Annotated in this window: 20 protein-coding genes, 1 riboswitch and 1 other annotated feature; of the genes, 16 read left to right on the top strand and 4 right to left on the bottom strand. The window is 44.8% G+C overall.

Annotated features, from left to right (window positions below):
• The first annotated feature begins 6 nt into the window (after nt 1-6).
• The 6 genes from VIB_RS05890 to VIB_RS05915 are packed head-to-tail and all read left to right on the top strand — an operon-like array spanning nt 7 to nt 4,893.
• Nucleotides 7-1,284, top strand: a complete 1,278-nt coding sequence (locus VIB_RS05890) for an NAD(P)/FAD-dependent oxidoreductase (protein ID WP_004395057.1) — start codon at nt 7-9, stop codon at nt 1,282-1,284.
• Nucleotides 1,284-2,066 (top strand): DUF1365 domain-containing protein, encoded by a 783-nt coding sequence (locus VIB_RS05895; protein WP_004395058.1) that lies wholly within the window; start codon nt 1,284-1,286, stop codon nt 2,064-2,066. Before VIB_RS05890 ends, VIB_RS05895 begins: the two co-directional genes overlap by 1 nt.
• On the top strand, nt 2,066-3,304 hold the full coding sequence (locus VIB_RS05900) for an SAM-dependent methyltransferase (protein WP_004395059.1): 1,239 nt from the start codon (nt 2,066-2,068) through the stop codon (nt 3,302-3,304). Before VIB_RS05895 ends, VIB_RS05900 begins: the two co-directional genes overlap by 1 nt.
• Nucleotides 3,304-3,807, top strand: a complete 504-nt coding sequence (locus tag VIB_RS05905) for a DUF2878 domain-containing protein (RefSeq protein WP_050782715.1) — start codon at nt 3,304-3,306, stop codon at nt 3,805-3,807. Before VIB_RS05900 ends, VIB_RS05905 begins: the two co-directional genes overlap by 1 nt.
• Complete coding sequence (locus VIB_RS05910; protein ID WP_244262426.1) at nt 3,782-4,369, top strand: hypothetical protein; 588 nt, start codon at nt 3,782-3,784, stop codon at nt 4,367-4,369. The genes VIB_RS05905 and VIB_RS05910 overlap by 26 nt, the downstream gene beginning before the upstream one ends.
• Nucleotides 4,366-4,893 carry a DUF3833 domain-containing protein gene (locus tag VIB_RS05915; protein ID WP_004395060.1) on the top strand — a complete coding sequence of 176 codons (528 nt, stop codon included), beginning with the start codon at nt 4,366-4,368 and terminating at the stop codon, nt 4,891-4,893. Before VIB_RS05910 ends, VIB_RS05915 begins: the two co-directional genes overlap by 4 nt.
• Before the next feature lie 64 nt (nt 4,894-4,957).
• Here the strand turns inward: VIB_RS05915 and purB are convergent, their stop codons facing one another.
• From purB to mnmA, 3 genes are read right to left on the bottom strand one after another with little or no spacing between them, the layout of a single operon-like run.
• A complete protein-coding gene (purB, locus tag VIB_RS05920) occupies nt 4,958-6,328 on the bottom strand; it encodes an adenylosuccinate lyase (RefSeq protein WP_004395061.1) in 1,371 nt (456 codons plus the stop codon).
• A 56-nt stretch (nt 6,329-6,384) separates the two neighbouring features.
• On the bottom strand, nt 6,385-7,002 hold the full coding sequence (hflD, locus tag VIB_RS05925) for a high frequency lysogenization protein HflD (RefSeq protein ID WP_004395062.1): 618 nt from the start codon (nt 7,000-7,002) through the stop codon (nt 6,385-6,387).
• Nucleotides 7,003-7,022: 20 nt separating this feature from the next.
• Nucleotides 7,023-8,141, bottom strand: a complete 1,119-nt coding sequence (gene mnmA, locus VIB_RS05930) for a tRNA 2-thiouridine(34) synthase MnmA (protein ID WP_004395063.1) — start codon at nt 8,139-8,141, stop codon at nt 7,023-7,025.
• A 311-nt stretch (nt 8,142-8,452) separates the two neighbouring features.
• Here mnmA and VIB_RS05935 point away from each other — a divergent pair, with 311 nt between their 5' ends.
• Nucleotides 8,453-9,757 (top strand): inosine/guanosine kinase, encoded by a 1,305-nt coding sequence (locus VIB_RS05935; RefSeq protein ID WP_040904781.1) that lies wholly within the window; start codon nt 8,453-8,455, stop codon nt 9,755-9,757.
• A 199-nt stretch (nt 9,758-9,956) separates the two neighbouring features.
• On the opposite strand, the gene VIB_RS05940 is transcribed toward VIB_RS05935, so the two are convergent.
• Nucleotides 9,957-10,370, bottom strand: a complete 414-nt coding sequence (locus tag VIB_RS05940; RefSeq protein ID WP_004395065.1) for an H-NS family histone-like protein — start codon at nt 10,368-10,370, stop codon at nt 9,957-9,959.
• Between the two features lie 460 nt (nt 10,371-10,830).
• Nucleotides 10,831-11,058: riboswitch (Lysine riboswitch) on the top strand.
• A gap of 114 nt (nt 11,059-11,172) precedes the next feature.
• On the opposite strand from VIB_RS05940, the gene VIB_RS05945 reads away from it, so the two are divergent.
• From VIB_RS05945 to hisIE, 9 genes are all read left to right on the top strand, one after another.
• Nucleotides 11,173-12,762, top strand: coding sequence for a Na+/H+ antiporter NhaC family protein (locus VIB_RS05945; RefSeq protein WP_040904232.1), 1,590 nt, complete (start codon nt 11,173-11,175; stop codon nt 12,760-12,762).
• A 133-nt stretch (nt 12,763-12,895) separates the two neighbouring features.
• Nucleotides 12,896-13,033: a sequence feature (His leader region), on the top strand.
• A gap of 40 nt (nt 13,034-13,073) precedes the next feature.
• Nucleotides 13,074-13,970 carry an ATP phosphoribosyltransferase gene (gene hisG / locus VIB_RS05950; protein WP_004395067.1) on the top strand — a complete coding sequence of 299 codons (897 nt, stop codon included), beginning with the start codon at nt 13,074-13,076 and terminating at the stop codon, nt 13,968-13,970.
• 4 nt (nt 13,971-13,974) lie between these two features.
• Complete coding sequence (gene hisD, locus VIB_RS05955; RefSeq protein ID WP_004395068.1) at nt 13,975-15,273, top strand: histidinol dehydrogenase; 1,299 nt, start codon at nt 13,975-13,977, stop codon at nt 15,271-15,273.
• Nucleotides 15,273-16,313 carry a histidinol-phosphate transaminase gene (gene hisC, locus VIB_RS05960; RefSeq protein ID WP_004395069.1) on the top strand — a complete coding sequence of 347 codons (1,041 nt, stop codon included), beginning with the start codon at nt 15,273-15,275 and terminating at the stop codon, nt 16,311-16,313. Before hisD ends, hisC begins: the two co-directional genes overlap by 1 nt.
• A 62-nt stretch (nt 16,314-16,375) precedes the next feature.
• Complete coding sequence (gene hisB, locus VIB_RS05965) at nt 16,376-17,449, top strand: bifunctional histidinol-phosphatase/imidazoleglycerol-phosphate dehydratase HisB (RefSeq protein ID WP_004395070.1); 1,074 nt, start codon at nt 16,376-16,378, stop codon at nt 17,447-17,449.
• Complete coding sequence (gene hisH / locus VIB_RS05970; RefSeq protein WP_004395071.1) at nt 17,449-18,060, top strand: imidazole glycerol phosphate synthase subunit HisH; 612 nt, start codon at nt 17,449-17,451, stop codon at nt 18,058-18,060. The genes hisB and hisH overlap by 1 nt, the downstream gene beginning before the upstream one ends.
• A 60-nt stretch (nt 18,061-18,120) precedes the next feature.
• Entirely contained in the window at nt 18,121-18,858 is a 738-nt protein-coding gene (gene hisA / locus VIB_RS05975; protein WP_004395072.1) for a 1-(5-phosphoribosyl)-5-[(5-phosphoribosylamino)methylideneamino]imidazole-4-carboxamide isomerase, read from the top strand.
• Nucleotides 18,840-19,613 carry an imidazole glycerol phosphate synthase subunit HisF gene (hisF, locus tag VIB_RS05980; protein ID WP_004395073.1) on the top strand — a complete coding sequence of 258 codons (774 nt, stop codon included), beginning with the start codon at nt 18,840-18,842 and terminating at the stop codon, nt 19,611-19,613. Before hisA ends, hisF begins: the two co-directional genes overlap by 19 nt.
• Nucleotides 19,610-20,245, top strand: coding sequence for a bifunctional phosphoribosyl-AMP cyclohydrolase/phosphoribosyl-ATP diphosphatase HisIE (gene hisIE / locus VIB_RS05985; protein WP_004395074.1), 636 nt, complete (start codon nt 19,610-19,612; stop codon nt 20,243-20,245). Before hisF ends, hisIE begins: the two co-directional genes overlap by 4 nt.
• Nucleotides 20,246-20,261 lie beyond the last annotated feature (16 nt).

Below are 20,261 nucleotides of genomic sequence, written 5' to 3' on the forward strand. Positions count from 1 at the left end.
ATAACAATGAAAATAGCCATTATTGGAAGTGGTATATCAGGGCTCACTTGTGGGCATTACTTGCATCAACAGCATGATGTAACGATTTTTGAAACGAATGATTATATTGGTGGGCATACCGCCACAGTAGATGTTGAACTGAACGGCCAGTCTTATGCGATTGATACGGGGTTTATCGTGTACAACGATCGCACGTATCCAAACTTTATCAAAATGATGAATGAGATTGGCGTACGTGGCGTCGCAACACAAATGAGTTTTAGTGTACGTAATGATGCCAATGGCCTTGAGTATAATGGCCATACCATCACGACGTTGTTTGCTCAGAAGCGTAATTGGTTTAAGCCAAGTTTTTATCGTTTTATCCGCGAAATATTACGCTTCAATCAACTCGCTAAAGCCGCGGCGGCTGATGCAGAGCATAGTGTTCAAACTCTCGGAGAATTTTTGCATCATCATCAATTCTCTGATTATTTTTGTGAGAATTATATTTTACCGATGGGAGCGGCGATATGGTCCTCTTCATTGGCCGATATGCGTGCTTTTCCTTTGACGTTTTTTCTGCGTTTTTTCCTCAATCATGGCTTATTAGATATTACTCATCGTCCTCAGTGGTATGTGATTGAAGGGGGCTCTCGAGCGTATATTGAACCGTTAACCCAAGGATTTCGCGATAAGATTCGTCTCAATGCTCCTGTTGAGTGGTTGCGACGGAGCGGACAAGGTATTGAACTGCAAGTGCATGGCAAAATTGAACACTTTGATGAGGTGATTTTTGCTTGTCATAGCGATCAAGCGTTAGCTTTGTTATCGGATGCTAATCATCTTGAGCGTGAATTACTCGGCGCCATGGGTTATCAAGCCAATGAAGTGATTTTACACACGGATACCAGCTTATTACCAAAGCGAAAAGCGGCTTGGGCATCGTGGAACTATCGCTTGGCAGGGGACGTGGATCAAGAGACCCGTTTGCCGGCTTTAACTTACAATATGAATATATTGCAGCATATTGATAGCTCAGAAACGTTCTGTGTCACCTTAAACAGCAGCGAAAGTATTAATCCCAATAAAGTGCTGCGTAAATTTACGTATCATCATCCGGTATTTAACCGTGCCGCGATAGCTGCCCAGCAACGCAAAGCAGAGATCAGTGGGGTTAATCACACCTGGTTCTGTGGTGCCTACTGGCATAACGGTTTTCATGAAGATGGTGTTAAAAGTGCTTTAGACGTTGTAACTCGCCTTAGCGCGCAGACCAATACGGCTCAGCAAGGGGCTGCGTAATGCACAGTCAAGATAACGCGGTAAGCAGTGCCTTAATGGTTGGACATGTGCGTCATCGGCGTTTATCGCCAGTGGCGCATGATTTGACCTACCCACTCTTTATGCCTGCGATTGACCTCGATCAGTGGTCTGAGCTTCAGCAAAACGTGTGGGGGTTGGGTGAGAAATGGTGGCATTGGGCACGTTTTCGTCGTCAAGATTATCTTGGTCAAGGTGATTTGAAAGCTGCGGTGCAAGATAAAGTTCATGAACTCACTGGTGAGCGTATCGAAGGTAAAGTATTGGCAGTGGTCCATTTACGTTACCTCGGTCTCTATTTTAGTCCAGTCAATTTTTATTACTTGTACGATCATCAAGGAGAATGGCGCTATTTATTGGCAGAGGTCAGTAATACGCCATGGAATGAGCGTCACTACTATGCGTTACCGGCAGAGGCGGGGGAGGATAATCAGCATTGGCAACATGCTAAAGCCTTCCATGTTTCACCATTTAACCCAATTGATCAGCAGTATGTTTGGAAGCTAAAGCCGCTCAATCAAGGCTTAATGGTGCATTTAGAGTGTCATCGTCAGCATAAAGAATTCGATGCGACGCTGACCTTAAAAGCGCGGCCTTTTACGTCTGCTCAATTACTTAAGCTATTAATGAAAACGCCAATCATGACAATTAAAGTGATGGTGGGAATCTATTGGCATGCGTTGAAGTTATGGATAAAAGGAGCACCTTTTTATGCTCATCCAGATTCATCGTCAGTAAACAAAAATAATAAGGAGAAACGCTAATGTCACACTCTTCTTCTTTGGATATGCCCAAGACGCTAACTGTGTTACAAAAAGGGGCGCGGGCAATGGCATTCAAGTCTCTCAACCTAATGCAAATTGGCTGTTTAACCATCAAAGAATCGTTCAATGAAGTGGGTATTGAACAGTTTGGTCCAGCCCAAGAGGGGCAGATCCACGCGACGGTAGAGGTTAAACATCCTCATTTCTATGCTCGTTTACTCAAAGGTGGCAGTATCGCCGCCGCAGAAGCCTACATGGATGGTTGGTGGGATAGCCCCGATTTAACCGCAGTGATGGAATTAATGGCGCGAAATTTAGCCGCGCTCGATAAGCTGGAAGCGCAAAGTAGTATTGTGATGCGCTGGCTCAATCAAATGGGGCACTGGTTAAAGCGTAATTCCCTTGGTCAAGCTAAGCAAAATATCGAAGCGCATTATGATCTTGGTAACGATCTGTACCAAACCTTTTTAGATAAAAGAATGCTGTACTCTAGCGCACTTTATCTAAACAGTACTGACAGTTTAGAGCAAGCACAACTGAATAAAATGGAGCGTTTGTGTCAGCAGTTGCAATTGCAAGCCAGCGATCATGTGTTAGAGATCGGGACAGGCTGGGGAGCGATGGCGATTTACATGGCACAAACTTATGGTTGTAAAGTGACCACCACGACTATTTCTGAAGAACAGTTTGCCTACACACAGGCATTAGTTGAGTCGCTGGGTTTAACGGATCAAATTACCTTATTAAAACAAGATTACCGTCAGCTCACGGGACAGTTTGATAAATTAGTCTCTATTGAGATGATTGAAGCGGTTGGTAAAGCCTACTTAAAATCTTATATCCAACAGTGTAATCAATTATTGAAGCCACAAGGCTTAATGGCGATTCAAGCGATCACGATTACCGATCAACGTTATGATTATTACAGTAATAATGTTGATTTTATTCAAAAATACATCTTTCCCGGTGGTTTTTTACCCTCGATTACCGCCTTAACTCAAATGGCAACTCGGTTTAGCAATTTGGTGGTGCGCAATGTTTTTGATATTGGGTTAGATTATGCGCATACCTTAGCCGATTGGCGTTGGCGTTTTGAAGCGGCGTTACCAGAGGTGCAACGGTTAGGCTACGATGAACGATTTATTCGTATGTGGCGTTATTATTTGTGCTATTGCGAAGGTGGTTTTCAGGCTCGGACGATCAGTACGATTCATATGACCTTCCAGAAAGGTGCTTAATGCGCAAACTACTGCTGCCTTCATTACTGTTTGAAGTTATTTGGTGGTCTGCTGTCTGGGGCCAGACCGACTGGCAATGGTTGACTTTAGTGTTGGTCATCATCGCTTGGCTTAGTATGGCATACACTCAGTTAACCTCGCTTTTGCAAGTAATACTGCTCGCTGCGGCAGGTGTATTATTGGACGTAATTAATGGCGCTATCGGAGTGTTTATCTTTCCCTCCGATTATCCGATCCCACTCTGGTTAGTCATCCTATGGTGTGGTTTTGCTTGGTACGCTCGATTGCTTATCCCAGCTATTCAGCATTACTCATCACGCTGGATCATTATCCTAGGTGGTTTAGGTGGCGCGGTCAGCTATTGGGCGGGTTATCGATTTGCGGCCGTGGATTTTCAATGGACGGTTCTGACCGTAATGGGCATTTTATTTATCCAATGGTCGTGGCTCACATGGTGTTTATTAAAGGTATTTAATCATGCAAGGAATGCTCAGCGTATATAAACGGGTTATGCGTATTTCGCTTTTGCTCGTCATGATGTTGCCCCTTCCGTTGAGAGCAGAAGTGGATAAACCGCAACCAGAAATGCGAGATGCTTGGCATGATTGGCCAGTGGTTGGACAGGCTACGCTATCGTGGTTATTTTGGGATGTTTATCACTCCCAGCTACGTTCTCCCGATGGTCAATACCAGAAGCAGCCCGGTCAAGAGGTGGCAACTCATCCTCTGGCTTTAGAGATCCATTACCTACGTACGATTCGTCGTGAACAGCTATTGGAGGCCACCGAAAAGCAGTGGCAAAAACTCGGCTACTCTGCGGAAAACATTGAGTCATGGATGGCCCAGTTAAGTCACCTATTTCCAACGGTAGAAAAAGATCAGCGCCTCGTTTATCTCTCGGACGGTCAGCATGGACAGTTGTGGTATTTTCCAACACCAACAGATAAACACGTTCGTGGCGAGGTGATTGACCCCCAAATGAATGAGGCATTTTTGGCCATTTGGTTATCACCACGGAGTGATTACCCTAGATTAAGAAATCAACTGGTAGGAAAGCGCGGATGAAAAAGTATTGGCAAGCTCTTTGGTTAAGTGTTGCACTGGTGTTGGTTGGCTGTTCAACAGAGATCAATGATTATCAGGATGTAGAGCCAAAGTTTGATCTGTTCAACTATTTTACAGGCACAACCCACGCTTGGGGGATGGTGCAAGATTATACCGATAAACAAACACGACGTTTTGAAGTTTTGATCGAAGGTTCGGTAGAGGGGGATGTACTGACTCTGGTCGAAGATTTTATTTTCGATGATGGTGAGGAGAGCCAACGTATTTGGGTGATCACTCGCACTGGAGAGGGTGAATATCGCGGTGAGGCTGACGATATTATTGGTCAAGCTCGAGGTAAAGAAGTCGGTAATGCATTGCACTGGCGTTACTCATTTTTATTGAGTACCGAGAGCCGTAATATTGAAGTGTTGTTTGATGATTGGATGTATCGACAAGATGATCGTCACATGTTTAACCTCACCAAAATTAAGAAATTTGGTATTGAAGTCGGTAAAATTACCCTATTTTTCCAAAAGCAGTAACGGGACACATCAACAAAAAAAGGACTTCAATGTGAAGTCCTTTTTAGTCTAATCAGTTCACCACTTAGAGTTGATCCGTTAGCTCAATCGCATAACCAATATAGCTCGCTGGTGTCATCTGTTTAAGACGAGCCTTCTCTGCATCAGGCAGTGCTAAGCCATCAATAAACTGGCGCATGGCTTCGCCGTCAACGCGTTTACCGCGAGTTAACTCTTTTAATTTTTCGTACGGTTGATCAATACCGTAGCGGCGCATCACGGTTTGAATGGGTTCTGCCAATACTTCCCAGTTTTTATCGAGTTCAGCCAATAGAGCGTCACGATTGACTTCCAGTTTGCTGATGCCTTTTAGGGTTGAAGCATAAGCAATGATCGCATAACCCACACCGACTCCAAGATTACGCAGTACGGTGGAATCGGTCAGATCGCGCTGCCAGCGTGAAATAGGCAATTTTTGCGAAAGATGGGTAAAGATGGCGTTAGCTAAGCCTAAATTACCTTCCGAGTTTTCAAAGTCGATGGGGTTGACTTTATGAGGCATGGTTGAAGAGCCAATTTCACCCGCAACGGTTTTTTGCTTAAAGTGACCAAGAGCAATGTATCCCCAGATATCACGATCAAAGTCGATGAGGATAGTATTAAAACGGGCAATAGCGTCAAAGAGCTCGGCAATATAATCGTGTGGCTCAATCTGTGTTGTGTAAGGGTTCCAATTGACGCCTAACGACGCACAGACAAATTCTTCACTGAATTTATGCCAATCAATTTCAGGATAAGCAGAAAGATGCGCATTGTAGTTACCGACGGCACCGTTGATCTTGGCTAAAATTTCAATATTAGCGATTTGCTTATATTGGCGCTCCATGCGATAAGCGACATTAGCCATCTCTTTGCCCATGGTAGAAGGCGATGCTGGTTGACCATGGGTGCGAGAAAGGAGGGGAATATCACGATACTCTTCAGCTAATTGACGAATAGCATCAATAATACGACGAATCTCCGGAAGAATGACCGTATCACGCGCTTCTTTAAGCATCAACGCATGCGAAGTATTATTGATGTCTTCAGAGGTGCAAGCAAAGTGGATAAATTCGTTAACGGCGTGAAGTTCTGGAACTGTCGCGACTTTCTCTTTCAAGAAGTACTCTACCGCTTTCACATCGTGATTGGTGGTCCGTTCAATATCTTTGATACGTTGCGCATCTTGTTCGCTAAAGTTTTCAGCAAGTTGGTCAAGGAATTGATTGGCTGCTTGGCTAAACGCAGGGACTTCTTTAATTTCTGCCGTGGCAGCTAGCTTCTGTAGCCAGCGTATTTCAACGATAGTACGGTACTTGAGGAGACCATATTCACTGAAGATACTGCGCAACGCAATCGTTTTACTTCCGTATCGGCCATCTACCGGTGAAACAGCAGTCAATGCTGACAGTTCCATGTTATTCTCCTGGAGTGTGAGTTAAAAATGAAGGTGAATAAGAGTTAAGCCAAGCGTTATAGTCTTGCTAACAAGATCTGAGCTTGTTCGATCATCTTTTTACGACCAAAAATCAAATGGCGGCGTTTACCACCGACTTGACGCCAAAGCACAGCGCAGCGGATACCGGAAAGTAGCAAAGCACGTACTTTTTGTTGATTCGCGGTTTGTTGCAATACCGTTGGAGTGCCCGTTACTTGAATACGTGGACCAATAGGACTGATCACATCAAGATAAACACTAGCAAGATTACTGATCATGGTGTCATCAAGCAGATCAAAATGTTCTACTTGACGCTCTAACATCTGCAAACGGTCGCCAAGTTGAGCCATGGCATCGCGTCGCGTATGTAATTTACGTTCTAAGGCCATCAAACTAATCAGATAACGAGTCACCTCACCTCCTGATGGCGTGCTATCAATCCCATTCACTAGACATTGAAGGCCAACTTTTAAATTGGCCTCATTACCGAAAACATCTACGGTATTATTGGGATTAAGGTTGACGATAGCTTGGAGTGAGGTTGCAAACGCGTCTGAATCACAGTGACCGTTTTTTGCCACTTGTTGAACCAAAGCCACGGCTTGGCACATTCCAGCAAAGGCGATAGTACGGTCGTAGTTGGTGTTAGCCACGTAAATACTCCTACAGTTAACTAAGAAATGCGCTGTTCAATAATCCCACCACCGAGGCAGACTTCGCCTTGATAGAAGACGGCAGATTGCCCTGGGGTAACGGCAATTTGTGGTTCATCGAACATCACTTTGATGTTTTGTTCATCAAGCGGAATAATAGTGCAGGCAATATCCGTTTGACGATAACGAGTTTTGACTGTGCAGCGTGTTGGCTCGGTGATGGTTTGACGAGAAACCCAATGTAGTTGAGAAGCCACTAACCCCTGAGATTTTAACAATGGATGATCCGCGCCTTGCACTGCGATCAAAACATTACGTTGTAAATCCTTTTCTGCCACATACCAAGGTTGCTCACTGCCGTCTTTCAAACCACCAATATGTAAGCCTTTACGCTGTCCTAGGGTGTGATACATCAGTCCTTGGTGTTCACCAATCACTTTGCCTTCCGGCGTTTCAATTTTACCCGGTTGTGCAGGTAAATAGCGAGATAAGAAGTCGGTAAATTTGCGCTCGCCAATAAAACAGATTCCTGTGGAATCTTTCTTCTTGGCGGTAATGAGACCTTGCTCTTCAGCAATACGACGAACTTCAGGTTTTTCTAGTTCCCCGACAGGGAATAAACTTCTTGCTACTTGTTCGTGACTCAGGGTGTATAAAAAGTAACTTTGGTCTTTATTACTGTCTAAACCACGCAGCATTTGTGGCTTTTCACCTTGAGTTGGGAAAGTACGGCGTACATAATGACCCATAGCAATATAATCAGCGTCGAGGACTTCATCCGCAAACTCAAGAAAGGCTTTGAATTTAATTTCTTTATTACAGAGGATATCCGGATTAGGCGTTCTGCCAGCTTTGTACTCAGCTAAGAAATACTCAAAGACATTATCCCAATATTCTGCAGCAAAATTAATGGTATGCAGATAAATGCCTAGCTTGTCACAGACCGCTTGAGCATCCGCTAAATCTTCAGCGGCAGTACAGTACTCCTCGTTATCATCTTCCTCCCAATTCTTCATAAACAAGCCTTCGACTTGATAGCCTTGTTGTTGTAAAAGATAGGCTGAAACGGAGGAATCCACGCCACCTGACATGCCAACAATCACTTTCTTTTGGCTGTTTGCACTGCGGTTATCTGACATAACGTAATACCACTTAATTAACTTGGGTCCAGATTCTAACAGAAAGAATTTTTCGAGGACAGATCCGCGACCGCAATCACACTTCCCTTGCTGATTATCTGAGCTATTTGCGACCATTTTGTCATGATGGCGGGTGCATCAGGTGAGCGCTGAGACAAAGTGCGAAGCAACGATTCGCAAAGGTGCATAAGTCAACACAGACAAAAATAAAAACCACAACGAAAACGTTTGCCTTGTTTCTGTTAGTTGCTGTTTTAGTGGAGAGCGAGTTAGAATCGCCCATCTTTTTATTCCCAAGCCGAATTGACGCTATGAAATTTCCTGGCCAACGTAAATCTAAACATTATTTTCCTGTCCATGCTCGCGATCCACTGGTTATCCAAGCGCAAGAAAATAAAAAAATGTCCCGTACACACATTATTGGAATTGATCAAACTTTGGTCGACATTGAAGCGAAAGTGGATTCTGAGCTGATTGAGCGTTATGGACTAAGTAAAGGCCACTCTTTAGTGATCAATGACGAGGCGGCAGAAGCGCTTTATCAGGAATTAAAAAGCAATCAATTAATTAGTAGTGAATATGCTGGTGGGACGATCGGTAATACACTACATAACTATTCGGTACTGGCAGACGATCGCTCTACCTTATTAGGGGTAATGAGCCAAGATATTAAGATTGGTAGCTATGGCTATCGTTATCTTTGTAATACTTCTAGTCGCGTTGATCTTAATTATTTACAAGGTGTTGACGGTGCGATTGGCCGTTGTTTTGCCTTAATCACCGAGGATGGTGAACGAACCTTTGCGATCAGTGAAGGTCAAATGAACCAATTAAATCCAGATAATATTCCAGAGAAAATTTTCCGTACCGCTTCTGCTTTGGTGATTACGGCTTATTTAGTGCGTTGTAAAGCGGGCGATCCGATGCCAGATGCGACAATGAGAGCGATTGAGTATGCAAAAAAATACGACGTACCTGTAGTATTAACCCTCGGGACTAAATTTGTTATTCAGGAAGACCCGGAGTTTTGGCAGCGATTTTTAAGTGAACACGTCACAGTGTTAGCGATGAATGAAGATGAAGCGCAAGCCTTAACGGGAGAACAAGATCCACTAGCCGCTTCTGATAAAGCGTTAGATTGGGTTGATTTAGTGCTTTGTACAGCAGGTCCTGTGGGTTTATTTATGGCCGGTTACACCGAGGATTCAGCGAAACGTGAAACCTCTCTACCTTTATTACCGGGTTCAATTGCAGAATTTAATCGTTATGAATTTAGTCGCCCAACCAGTCGTCTTGGTTGCGAAAATCCTATCCGGGTTTATTCGCATATCGCTCCTTATATGGGCGGACCAGAAAAGATTAAAAATACCAATGGTGCAGGTGATGCCGCACTGTCGGCTTTATTGCATGATATGGCGGCGAATAAGTACCATAAAGAAAATGTACCTAATTCAAGTAAGCATCAATATCAATTTTTAACATACTCTTCTTTTTCTCAAGTGTGCAAATATTCTAATCGAGCCAGTTATGAGGTATTAGTACAACATTCACCTCGTTTATCTCGTGGTTTGCCTGAGCGAGAAGATAGCTTAGAAGAAGCCTACTGGGAACGATAAAGACACAAACATACGGCGGCAGATTATTTGCCGCAGTGAATAATAAAGGCTCCTAGTAGGAGCCTTTATTGTATGACAGATAAATTCCCTTTTGTTAACGAAATACTCACTAATCGAGAGTTAGGCTCCAAGGTTGATGAATGCGATTATCAGCAGATAAATACCAAGCCGTTAGTTAACAAAGAGGAAATAAAAGAGTTTAGATAGCAAACTCTTCTAATGATTTACCTTCATCCAATGCTTTTTGAATTGCTAAAGGCGTACGTCCTTGACCTGTCCATGTTTTTTCAACGCCATTGTCCATGTATTTATATTTAGCTGGACGTGGTGCACGTTTGCCTTGTTTCGTCTTAGCTTTAGTTTTGGTTTCGCCAGCAAGCGCAGAAATTAACGCGCTCACATCAATACCTTCTTTAGCTATTTGTTCAGCAATCGCAGAGAGCTTAGCTTCTTGTTCTGCCATTGCCGCTTTTTCTTGTTCTTCAAGTTCTTTACGCTCTTGTACTACGGTCGTTAATTTATCGAGCGCTTCTTCAAGCTGTTCTAGAGTTAAATCACGAGCATATGCACGTAGGCTACGAATATTTAATAGCGTTTTAGTTAGTTCAGACATTACTGTTTCCTGTGAGATAAAATGGTTTACCGCTTAATATTAAACCTAGTTATTTGTTCTAGCAATATTAGGATGATGATAATAACACGAATATTGAGTAAAAAAAGATTAACAAGCCGAAGATTAATATTATTGGCTTATAGTATAGCCAATAATATGACCATATTTGAGCATAACGTTAACCATGAAACGGATTTTTTCAAGTCTATTTACTATTTTTAGTGATATTCATTGCATAATCATCTGCCGCTATCAGCTCATGCTGTCATTCATTTTAAATTGGGATCAGTGCTGCAATAAAAATCGATGATGTCACGGACTACTGAACAGTAACGGCAAGCGGCAGAGCATCAAAAGGAATTAAACCTTACTATGGGTTGCATTGAGATGGATGATAAGTACAATGCGATGACCTAATGCGGGAGTCATGGATTACTTAAGATGATTAAGTAAGCGGATTTCTCGATGTAGAGGTGCGGTATTGAAAAGTAACTAGGGTTGGGGTGATGCCAATGAATCCAAGTGAAAGGCCTTACCGCCGAAGTAAGTCGTCGATCAACACGGCTTGCTGGGGTTGTTATCGAATAGGAACAACACTGCCATAGTCTAAGTACCGTTCGCGTTTGGTGAATATAACCAACCTACAGTTCGGTACTGTGTTGTTAAACTATGGAGCGCTACTGTAGGGTTGGGTGAAGTGTTCGCTTCCCTTTCGCTTAGTTCAACATAAGCTGTGATGATCTATATCGTCCAGTTTGTCTGCAGTAGATCTCTTGCCATTTATTATTGGTTTTTGAAGATCATGAATGTAATTGATTTTGCTTCCTCGCCTTTGTCTTTGTTACCACCCTTGGTTGCATTGGGCTTAGCAATTATTACCCGTCGAGTGTTGTTATCTCTTGGCGTTGGTATTTTAATCGGTGCTTTACTGCTCGCTAACTATTCCGTGACTGATGCGGTTTCTTATACCAGTGGTCAAGTATTCAGTGTTTTTATCGCTGATGGCGGTATCAATACTTGGAATATGAGTATTGTTGGCTTTTTATTATTATTAGGCATGATGACCGCGCTATTGACGTTATCTGGCGGTACTCGTGCGTTTGCCGAATGGGCACAAGTTCGCGTAAAAAGCAAACGTGGGGCTAAATTATTAGCGGCTTTTCTTGGTGTGTTTATTTTTGTTGATGACTATTTTAATAGTTTAGCGGTCGGTTCTATTTCAAGACCAGTCACGGATCGTTTTTATGTATCACGTGCCAAGCTGGCTTACATTTTAGATTCGACGGCTGCGCCAATGTGTGTTGTGATGCCTGCTTCCAGCTGGGGCGCATACATCATGACGATTATCGGTGGTATTCTCGTTTCGCACGGCATTACTGATTATTCACCGCTTGGTGCTTATTTACGCCTTGTACCGATGAACTTTTACGCTATTTTTGCCTTGCTCATGGTATTTGCGGTAGTGTGGTTTCAAATGGATATTGGCCCGATGCGTCGTCATGAAATTAATGCATCGCAAGGTCGAGGATTTGATAACGATCAGGACAATGATAGTCCCGCTGCTCATCAATTAAATGAAGAGTTAGACATCCCGGAAAGTGAACACGGTAAAGTGTTGGATTTGGTGTTACCGATTGTATTACTAATTGTTGCTACTATTGGTGCCATGCTCTACACCGGTGGACAAGCTTTAGCGGGTGAGGGGATGGCTTTTAATATTCTCGGAGCCTTCGAAAATACTGACGTAGGAACCTCATTAGTTTATGGCGGTTCGGCAGGGTTACTCGCCGCATTAATTACCGTATTCAAACAAAAAATGCCATTACGAGACACATTGATGACGATGTGGATTGGTGCTCGTTCGATGTTTGGTGCGATCTTGATCCTTATCTTTGCTTGGACGATTGGTTCAGTGATTGGTGACATGAAAACGGGGGCTTATTTGTCTTCATTGGTGCAAGGCAATATTAATCCTCATTGGTTACCGGTGATGCTCTTTTTATTGTCAGGTGTGATGGCGTTTTCAACAGGAACCTCATGGGGGACCTTTGGGATTATGTTACCGATTGCTGGAGACATGGCCGCGGCGACTGACATTGCATTGATGTTGCCGATGCTCAGCGCGGTATTGGCGGGAGCAGTGTTTGGTGACCATTGCTCACCGATTTCAGATACGACCATTCTCTCTTCAACAGGAGCGCGTTGTAACCATATTGATCACGTTGCAACCCAATTGCCTTATTCACTTTCAGTGGCCTTTATTTCTGCGATTGGTTTTGTGGTGTTAGGAATGACGGCTTCGGTCCTAGCTTCTCTGGCGGCTTCAAGCGTGGTGTTTATCATCGTTTGTTTGATATTATCTTGGTTATCTAAAGCTAGAATGGTTCGTTAATCGCGAGCATTGACGATAAATTAGAAAAATTTGCAATTTGCAGTTGCAAATATGGTCAAGCTTAGTTAGTGTTGAAAACAGTCGAATTAAACCATAGAAAGACAATCAGTATGCGTAATTTTGTAATGAATATTCATCACCATCATCATCCCTAGCCAGTCTTTCGGGAGATGTACGCATACCCGGGAGGCAGGACGCTCCCGGTGGTTAAATCAAAAGTATATTTAGATTTTAAACCCTTGGGAGAGCACTCTTCCAAGGGTTTTTTTACGGTTTGATTTTAACGCGATAAATAACAAAGGAATGAACGAATGCCAACACAACGCCTAAGAATTGCTATTCAGAAGAAAGGTCGCTTAAGTCAAGAGTGCCAAGATTTATTGAAAAAATGTGGGGTGAAATTCAACATTATGGGCGAGCGACTCGTGGTTCATTCGCTGAATATGCCGATTGATCTCCTGCTCGTTCGAGACGACGATATTCCCGGATTGATCATAGATGGCGTGGTTGATTTAGGGTTTGTCGGTGAGAATGTCCTCGAAGAGACTCGCTTAGATCGCCGCGCGCTGAATCAGCCAAGCCAATTTGTCAGCCTCCGTCGGATGGACTTTGGTGGATGTCGTCTGTCGATCGCCATGGATAAAGATCAAACCTACACTGGCCCGCAAGACTTGAAAGGTAAACGGATCGCGACGACTTATCCGCAATTACTCAAAGCCTACATGGATGAACAGGGAATCGATTTTAGTACCTGTATGTTAACGGGCTCAGTGGAGGTCGCTCCTCGCGCAGGTCTTGCTGATGCGATTGCCGATTTAGTCTCAACGGGAGCCACTTTAGAGGCAAACGGATTAAAAGAAGTGGAAGTGATCTTCCAATCCAAAGCCATGCTTATTCAACGTTCAGGCGATTTCACGGCCGATAAAGCGGCATTGATTGATAAATTGCTGACTCGCATGCACGGCGTGCAACAAGCCAAAGAATCAAAATACATCATGTTACATGCTCCCGTTGAGCAGCTCTCCAAAATTACTGCGTTGTTACCCGGTGCTGAAGACCCGACCGTACTACCGCTCTCGGCAGATAAAAGCAAAGTGGCGGTGCATTTGGTGAGTTCAGAGAACTTATTTTGGGAAACGATGGAGCAGCTCAAAGCCTTGGGAGCCAGTTCTATCCTTGTGTTACCTATTGAAAAAATGATGGAGTAAGGAAATGAGAACGGTTGTTTGGCCATCACTGAGTGAAACTCAGCAAGAATCGGTTTTAGAGCGCCCAGCGATAAGTGCAGGAGCCAATATTACCGCCACGGTACAAGATTTGATCAGCCAAGTTCGCCGTGAAGGGGATAAGGCGTTGCTGACCCTGACGGAAAAATTTGATCGAGTGAAACCCGACACTTTGCGTGTTTCGCAAGCTGAGATTGACGCCGCCAGTGAGCGTTTATCAGCCGAGATGAAGCAAGCTTTGCAGCAGGCATACAGTAATATTGCCAAATTTCATAAAGCGCAAAAATCGCAGCCTCTGAGAGTAGAAACCATGCCCGGTGTCGTTTGTGAGCAAGTGACTCGTGCTATTAATAAGGTTGGTTTATATATTCCCGGTGGCAGTGCGCCGTTACCTTCAACGGTACTAATGCTTGGCGTTCCGGCACAAATTGCAGGCTGTCGAAAAGTGGTGCTTTGTTCACCACCACCGATTGCCGATGAGATCCTCTATGTCGCCAAATTATGCAATATCGATGAGGTGTATAACGTCGGCGGTGCTCAAGCGATTGCGGCGATGGCGTATGGCACGGAAACCGTAGCTAAAGTCGATAAAATCTTTGGTCCTGGTAATGCTTATGTGACCGAAGCTAAGCGGCAAGTGAGTCATGACTTTCAGGGCGCAGCGATGGATATGCCTGCTGGTCCGTCAGAAGTGTTAGTGATCGCTGATGAGACGGCGGACGCTGAATTTATTGCTGCTGATTTACTCAGTCAGGCCGAGCATGGACCTGACTCACAAGTGGTGTTAGTGACGCCATCGCCAATGATTGCCGATCGTGTGACTGATGCTGTGCAGCGTCAGCTTAAAACGTTAACTCGGGCAGACATTGCTCAGCAAGCGTTGGCTTCCAGTTTAATCATTATTGCCGATTCGCTGACCCAAGCGGTGGCGATCTCTAACTATTACGGTCCAGAACATTTGATTGTTCAGACCAAAAATCCTCGTGAGCTCGTGCCACTGCTCGATAACGCAGGGTCGATATTTTTAGGCAATTGGTCACCAGAATCGGTCGGGGATTACGCTTCAGGCACCAATCATGTGCTGCCAACTTATGGTCATACACGGACCTATTCCAGTTTAGGTTTGGCAGATTTTACTAAGCGTATGACAGTTCAAGAGCTGACAGCGGATGGCTTAAAGGCATTAGCACCGACAGTGGTTGCCATGGCTAACGCGGAAGGATTAGATGCTCACCGACGTGCGGTCACGATCCGTATAGAGAAATTACAAGAGGCGAAAAATTGATGGAAAAATTGGCACGCAAACAAATTCAGGCTTTAACGCCTTATTTATCGGCTCGTCGGATTGGCGGCAGTGGCGATGTGTGGCTGAATGCCAACGAATCTCCGTTCGATAATCACTATAAAACCGACTTTGCTCGTCTTAACCGATATAGCGATTGTCAGCCACAAGCACTGATCCAAGCTTATGCTGACTACGCGGGAGTTAAGCCTGATCAAGTACTCACTTCACGCGGTGCTGATGAGAGTATTGAGCTATTGATCCGCACCTTTTGTGAGCCGAATCAAGATGCGATTCTTTATTGTCCCCCGACTTATGGCATGTATGCGATCAGCGCTGAAACCTTTGGGGTGGAGCGTAAACAGGTTCCGCTTAGCGCAGACTGGCAACTCGATTTAACCGCGATTGAGGCCAACCTTGAGCAGGTGAAATTAGTCTTTGTGTGCAGCCCGAATAACCCGACTGGCAACCTTATTCGTCGTGAAGATATCATCGCGCTATTAGAAATGACTCAAGATCGGGCCATTGTGGTGATGGACGAAGCCTATATCGATTTTTGTCCCGAAGCGTCAACGGTCGATTTACTGCAAACATATCCTAATCTGGCCATTTTACGTACCTTGTCGAAAGCATTTGCATTGGCGGGCCTACGCTGTGGTTTTACTTTGGCGAGTCCAGCGATCATTAATCTGTTACTTAAAGTGATTGCTCCTTATCCGGTTCCGGTACCAGTAGCGGATATTGCCCTGCAAGCTTTATCGCCATCAGGTTTAGCGCGTACTAAATTTCAGGTATTGGATCTCAATGCGAACCGCGCCTATTTACAAGTCGGTTTGCAAATGGTGCCCGGTGTCGAGGTCTTTGAAGGCTGGGGTAATTACTTATTGGTTAAGTTTCCCGATGGCGATGCGCTATTTAAAGCCGCTTGGGAGCATGGGATTATTTTACGTAACTCGCCAATCGACAATGCAGTACGAATTTCTGTCGGCAATCGAGAAGAGTGTGAAAAAGTCGTCGCCTTTGTGCGCAATTATTACCAATAAATGACATTAACGGGCATCAAGGCGCAATAACCTTGAGTGCAGAATAAGAAAAGGATATTCCTGTGAGCATACAACAAAAAATTCTCTTTATTGACCGCGATGGCACCTTAATTGTCGAGCCTCCGGTCGATTTTCAAGTGGATCGTTTAGATAAGGTTAAGTTTGAGCCTGATGTGATCCCCAGCCTGTTGGCCCTCCAAGAGGCGGGTTATCGTTTGGTCATGGTCACCAATCAAGATGGTCTTGGCACCGACAGTTATCCGCAAGCAGACTTTGATGCGCCGCATACGATGATGATGGAGATTTTTCAATCACAAGGCGTGAAATTTGATGAGGTGCTAATTTGCCCTCACTTTGAACAGGATAATTGTGCCTGTCGTAAACCTAAATTGGGTTTGGTGAAGTCTTATTTGCAAAGTGGCCAGATCGATTTTAAACATTCAGCGGTGATTGGCGATCGAGTGACCGATCTGCAATTGGCAGAAAATATGGCGCTGCAAGGGATTCAATATCATCCACAAAATTGCAATTGGCGGCAGATAGTCAAGCAGTTAACGGTCAAAGCACGCACCGCTCAGGTGGTACGAAAAACCAAAGAAACCGACATTCAAGTCGCGGTTAATCTCGATGAAACAGGCGGTAATCAGATTGAAACTGGTTTAGGTTTTTTTGATCACATGCTGGATCAAATTGCTACCCACGGTGGGTTTCAACTTAAATTAACCGTTAAGGGCGATTTGCATATTGACGATCACCACACGGTAGAAGATACCGCTTTGGCATTAGGCCAAGCGTTAAGAGAAGCCTTAGGTGATAAGCGAGGTATTGGCCGTTTTGGTTTTAGCTTACCGATGGATGAATGCTTAGCACAGTGCGCTTTAGATTTATCGGGTCGTCCTTACCTTAAATTTGACGCGCAATTTAGCCGTGAACAAGTCGGGGATTTGTCGACGGAAATGGTCTACCACTTTTTCCGCTCTCTCACTGATACCTTAGCCTGTACTTTGCATTTATCCTCAACCGGTGACAACGATCATCATATTATTGAAAGCTTGTTTAAAGCCTTTGGCCGCACTCTGCGCCAGGCGATTCAAGTACAAGGTAATGAATTACCGAGTAGCAAAGGAGTGCTGTGATGAAACCCAAGGTGGTCATTATTGATACGGGATGTGCCAATATCGCTTCAGTACGCTTTGCAATTCAACGACTCGGTTACGATGTCACTTTGTCTCGCCAGCCAGAGGAGATCCTCGCCGCGGATAAGCTGTTTCTACCTGGCGTAGGTACCGCGAGTGAAGCGATGCATAACCTCAAACAGAGACAATTAGTCGAATTGATTCAGCGCCTTGAGCAACCGGTACTCGGGATTTGTTTAGGGATGCAATTGATGGGCAGACGCTCACAAGAGCATGGCCAACAAGCGCAGCAGGCGGTAGATTGTCTTGGTTTAGTGAACGGCGATGTGCAGCGTATGCAAACTAAAGATTTACCACTTCCCCATATGGGCTGGAATACGGTGACCGCTCAGCAAGGTAATCCGTTATTTGCGGGTATTGATGCCAATGAGTATTTCTATTTTGTCCACAGCTTTGCCATTCCAGTCGCTGATTACACCATTGCTGAATGTGATTACGGACAGCCGTTTAGCGCCGCTATCCAACAGGGCAATTATTACGGTGTGCAGTTTCACCCTGAACGCTCGTCAAAAGTGGGCGCAAAACTGATTGATAATTTTTTGAAACTGTAAGTTTGAATGGTTAAGGATCGCGGCTTAGTCGATGGACTCAGCCAGCATTAAGGATAAGTGATGATTATTCCCGCATTAGATTTAATTGATGGTCAGGTGGTACGCCTCTACCAAGGTGATTACGGCCAAGTGACTGAATACAAAGTGGACCCCGTTGAGCAATTTAATTTATATCACCAAGCTGGGGCCAACTGGCTGCACTTAGTGGATTTAACCGGTGCAAAAGATACCTCAGCACGGCAGCTTGAGCTCATTAGTCAACTATTAGCCAGTACGCCGGCCAATATCCAAATTGGCGGAGGTGTACGCAGTGAGCAAGATGTTATCGATTTACTGGCGGCTGGAGCTCAGCGTGTGGTTATCGGCTCGACAGCGGTTAAGCAGCCGCAGTTGGTCAAGCAGTGGATGGAAAAATATGGCGCTGAGAAAATCGTCCTCGCCCTAGACATCAATATTGATCAAGAGGGCGTGCGCCGAGTGGCGGTGTCTGGCTGGCAAGAAGATTCAGGGGTAACCATTGAAGCACTACTAGACGATTATCTCACTGTCGGCTTGCAGCATGTATTGTGTACCGATATTGCCCGTGATGGGACCTTAAATGGCTCCAATGTCGAGTTGTATATCGATTTATGTCAGCGTTACCCTCAGGTCCAGTTTCAATCTTCTGGGGGGATTGGCACCCTTGCTGATATTGCTGCACTTAAAGGCAGTGGTGTGGCGGGTGTGATTGTCGGTCGAGCATTATTGGATGGCAAATTTACCGCTCAGGAGGCATTTTCATGTTGGCAAAGCGAATAATTCCTTGTTTAGATGTGCGTGATGGGCAAGTCGTGAAAGGTGTCCAGTTTCGTAATCATGAGATTATCGGTGATATCGTGCCACTCGCTCAGCGTTATGCACAAGAAGGTGCCGATGAGTTAGTTTTTTATGATATCACCGCCTCCAGTGATGGACGGGTGGTGGATAAAGGCTGGGTTGCCAAAGTTGCTGAGGTCATTGATATTCCTTTTTGCGTCGCTGGCGGCATTAAAACGGCGCAAGACGCGGCGCGGATCTTAGAGTTTGGTGCTGACAAAGTTTCTATTAACTCACCGGCGTTAGCGGATCCTAACTTGATCACTCAATTAGCGGACAAATTTGGTGTGCAGTGTATTGTGGTCGGGATAGATTCTTATTTTGATCAGGCAACGGGGCAATATCAGGTCTATCAATTTACCGGTGATGAAGCGCGCACCAAAGCCACGCAGTGGCAAACGCAAGATTGGGTGCAAGAAGTCCAACAACGCGGCGCGGGGGAAATCGTACTCAATATGATGAATCAAGATGGGGTGCGTAATGGTTATGATTTACAGCAGCTGAAAATGATCCGTGCGGTGTGCCAAGTGCCGCTGATTGCATCAGGTGGCGCGGGGACTATGGCGCATTTTGCCGATGCGTTCCAAGTTGCCAACGTTGATGGCGCGCTCGCGGCATCGGTATTCCATAAACAAATCATTAATATTGGTGAGTTGAAGCAATATTTACATCAACAACAGATAGAGGTAAGACGATGAGCCAAACGAAACAAACTGAGCGGCCACTGGTTGAGCGCATTGATTGGCAAAAAGTCGATGGTCTTATCCCTGCGATTGTGCAAGATTTTGACTCTAGCCAAGTATTGATGATGGGTTACATGAATCCAGAAGCGCTTGAGGTGACACTGACTACTAAGCAGGTGACTTTTTATTCGCGCTCCAAACAGCGCTTGTGGACCAAAGGGGAAACCTCTGGCCATGTTTTACAGCTAAGAAATTTGGCCCTCGATTGCGATCAAGACACCCTGTTAGTCAAGGTCAATCCGATTGGTCCCACTTGTCATACTGGCACCACGACTTGCTGGGACGGTGATAGCCAAGAAGAATCACAAATGGTTTGGCTTCATCAACTTGAGCAATTATTGGCGGCTCGTCAATCTGCCGATCCTGAGTCATCCTACACCGCTAGCCTTTACGCGAGCGGCACTAAGCGCATTGCGCAGAAAGTCGGTGAAGAAGGGGTTGAAGTCGCGCTTGCGGCGGCGACGGGTGATAAGGCGGAGCTGATCAGTGAATCGGCGGATCTTATCTATCATCTATTAGTGCTATTACAAGACCAAGGCTTAGCCCTGAGTGATGTGATTGATAAATTAAAGCAGCGTCATCAGTAATCACAATCTGACCATG

Source organism: Vibrio metschnikovii CIP 69.14, from assembly GCF_000176155.1.
Taxonomy (GTDB): domain Bacteria; phylum Pseudomonadota; class Gammaproteobacteria; order Enterobacterales; family Vibrionaceae; genus Vibrio; species Vibrio metschnikovii.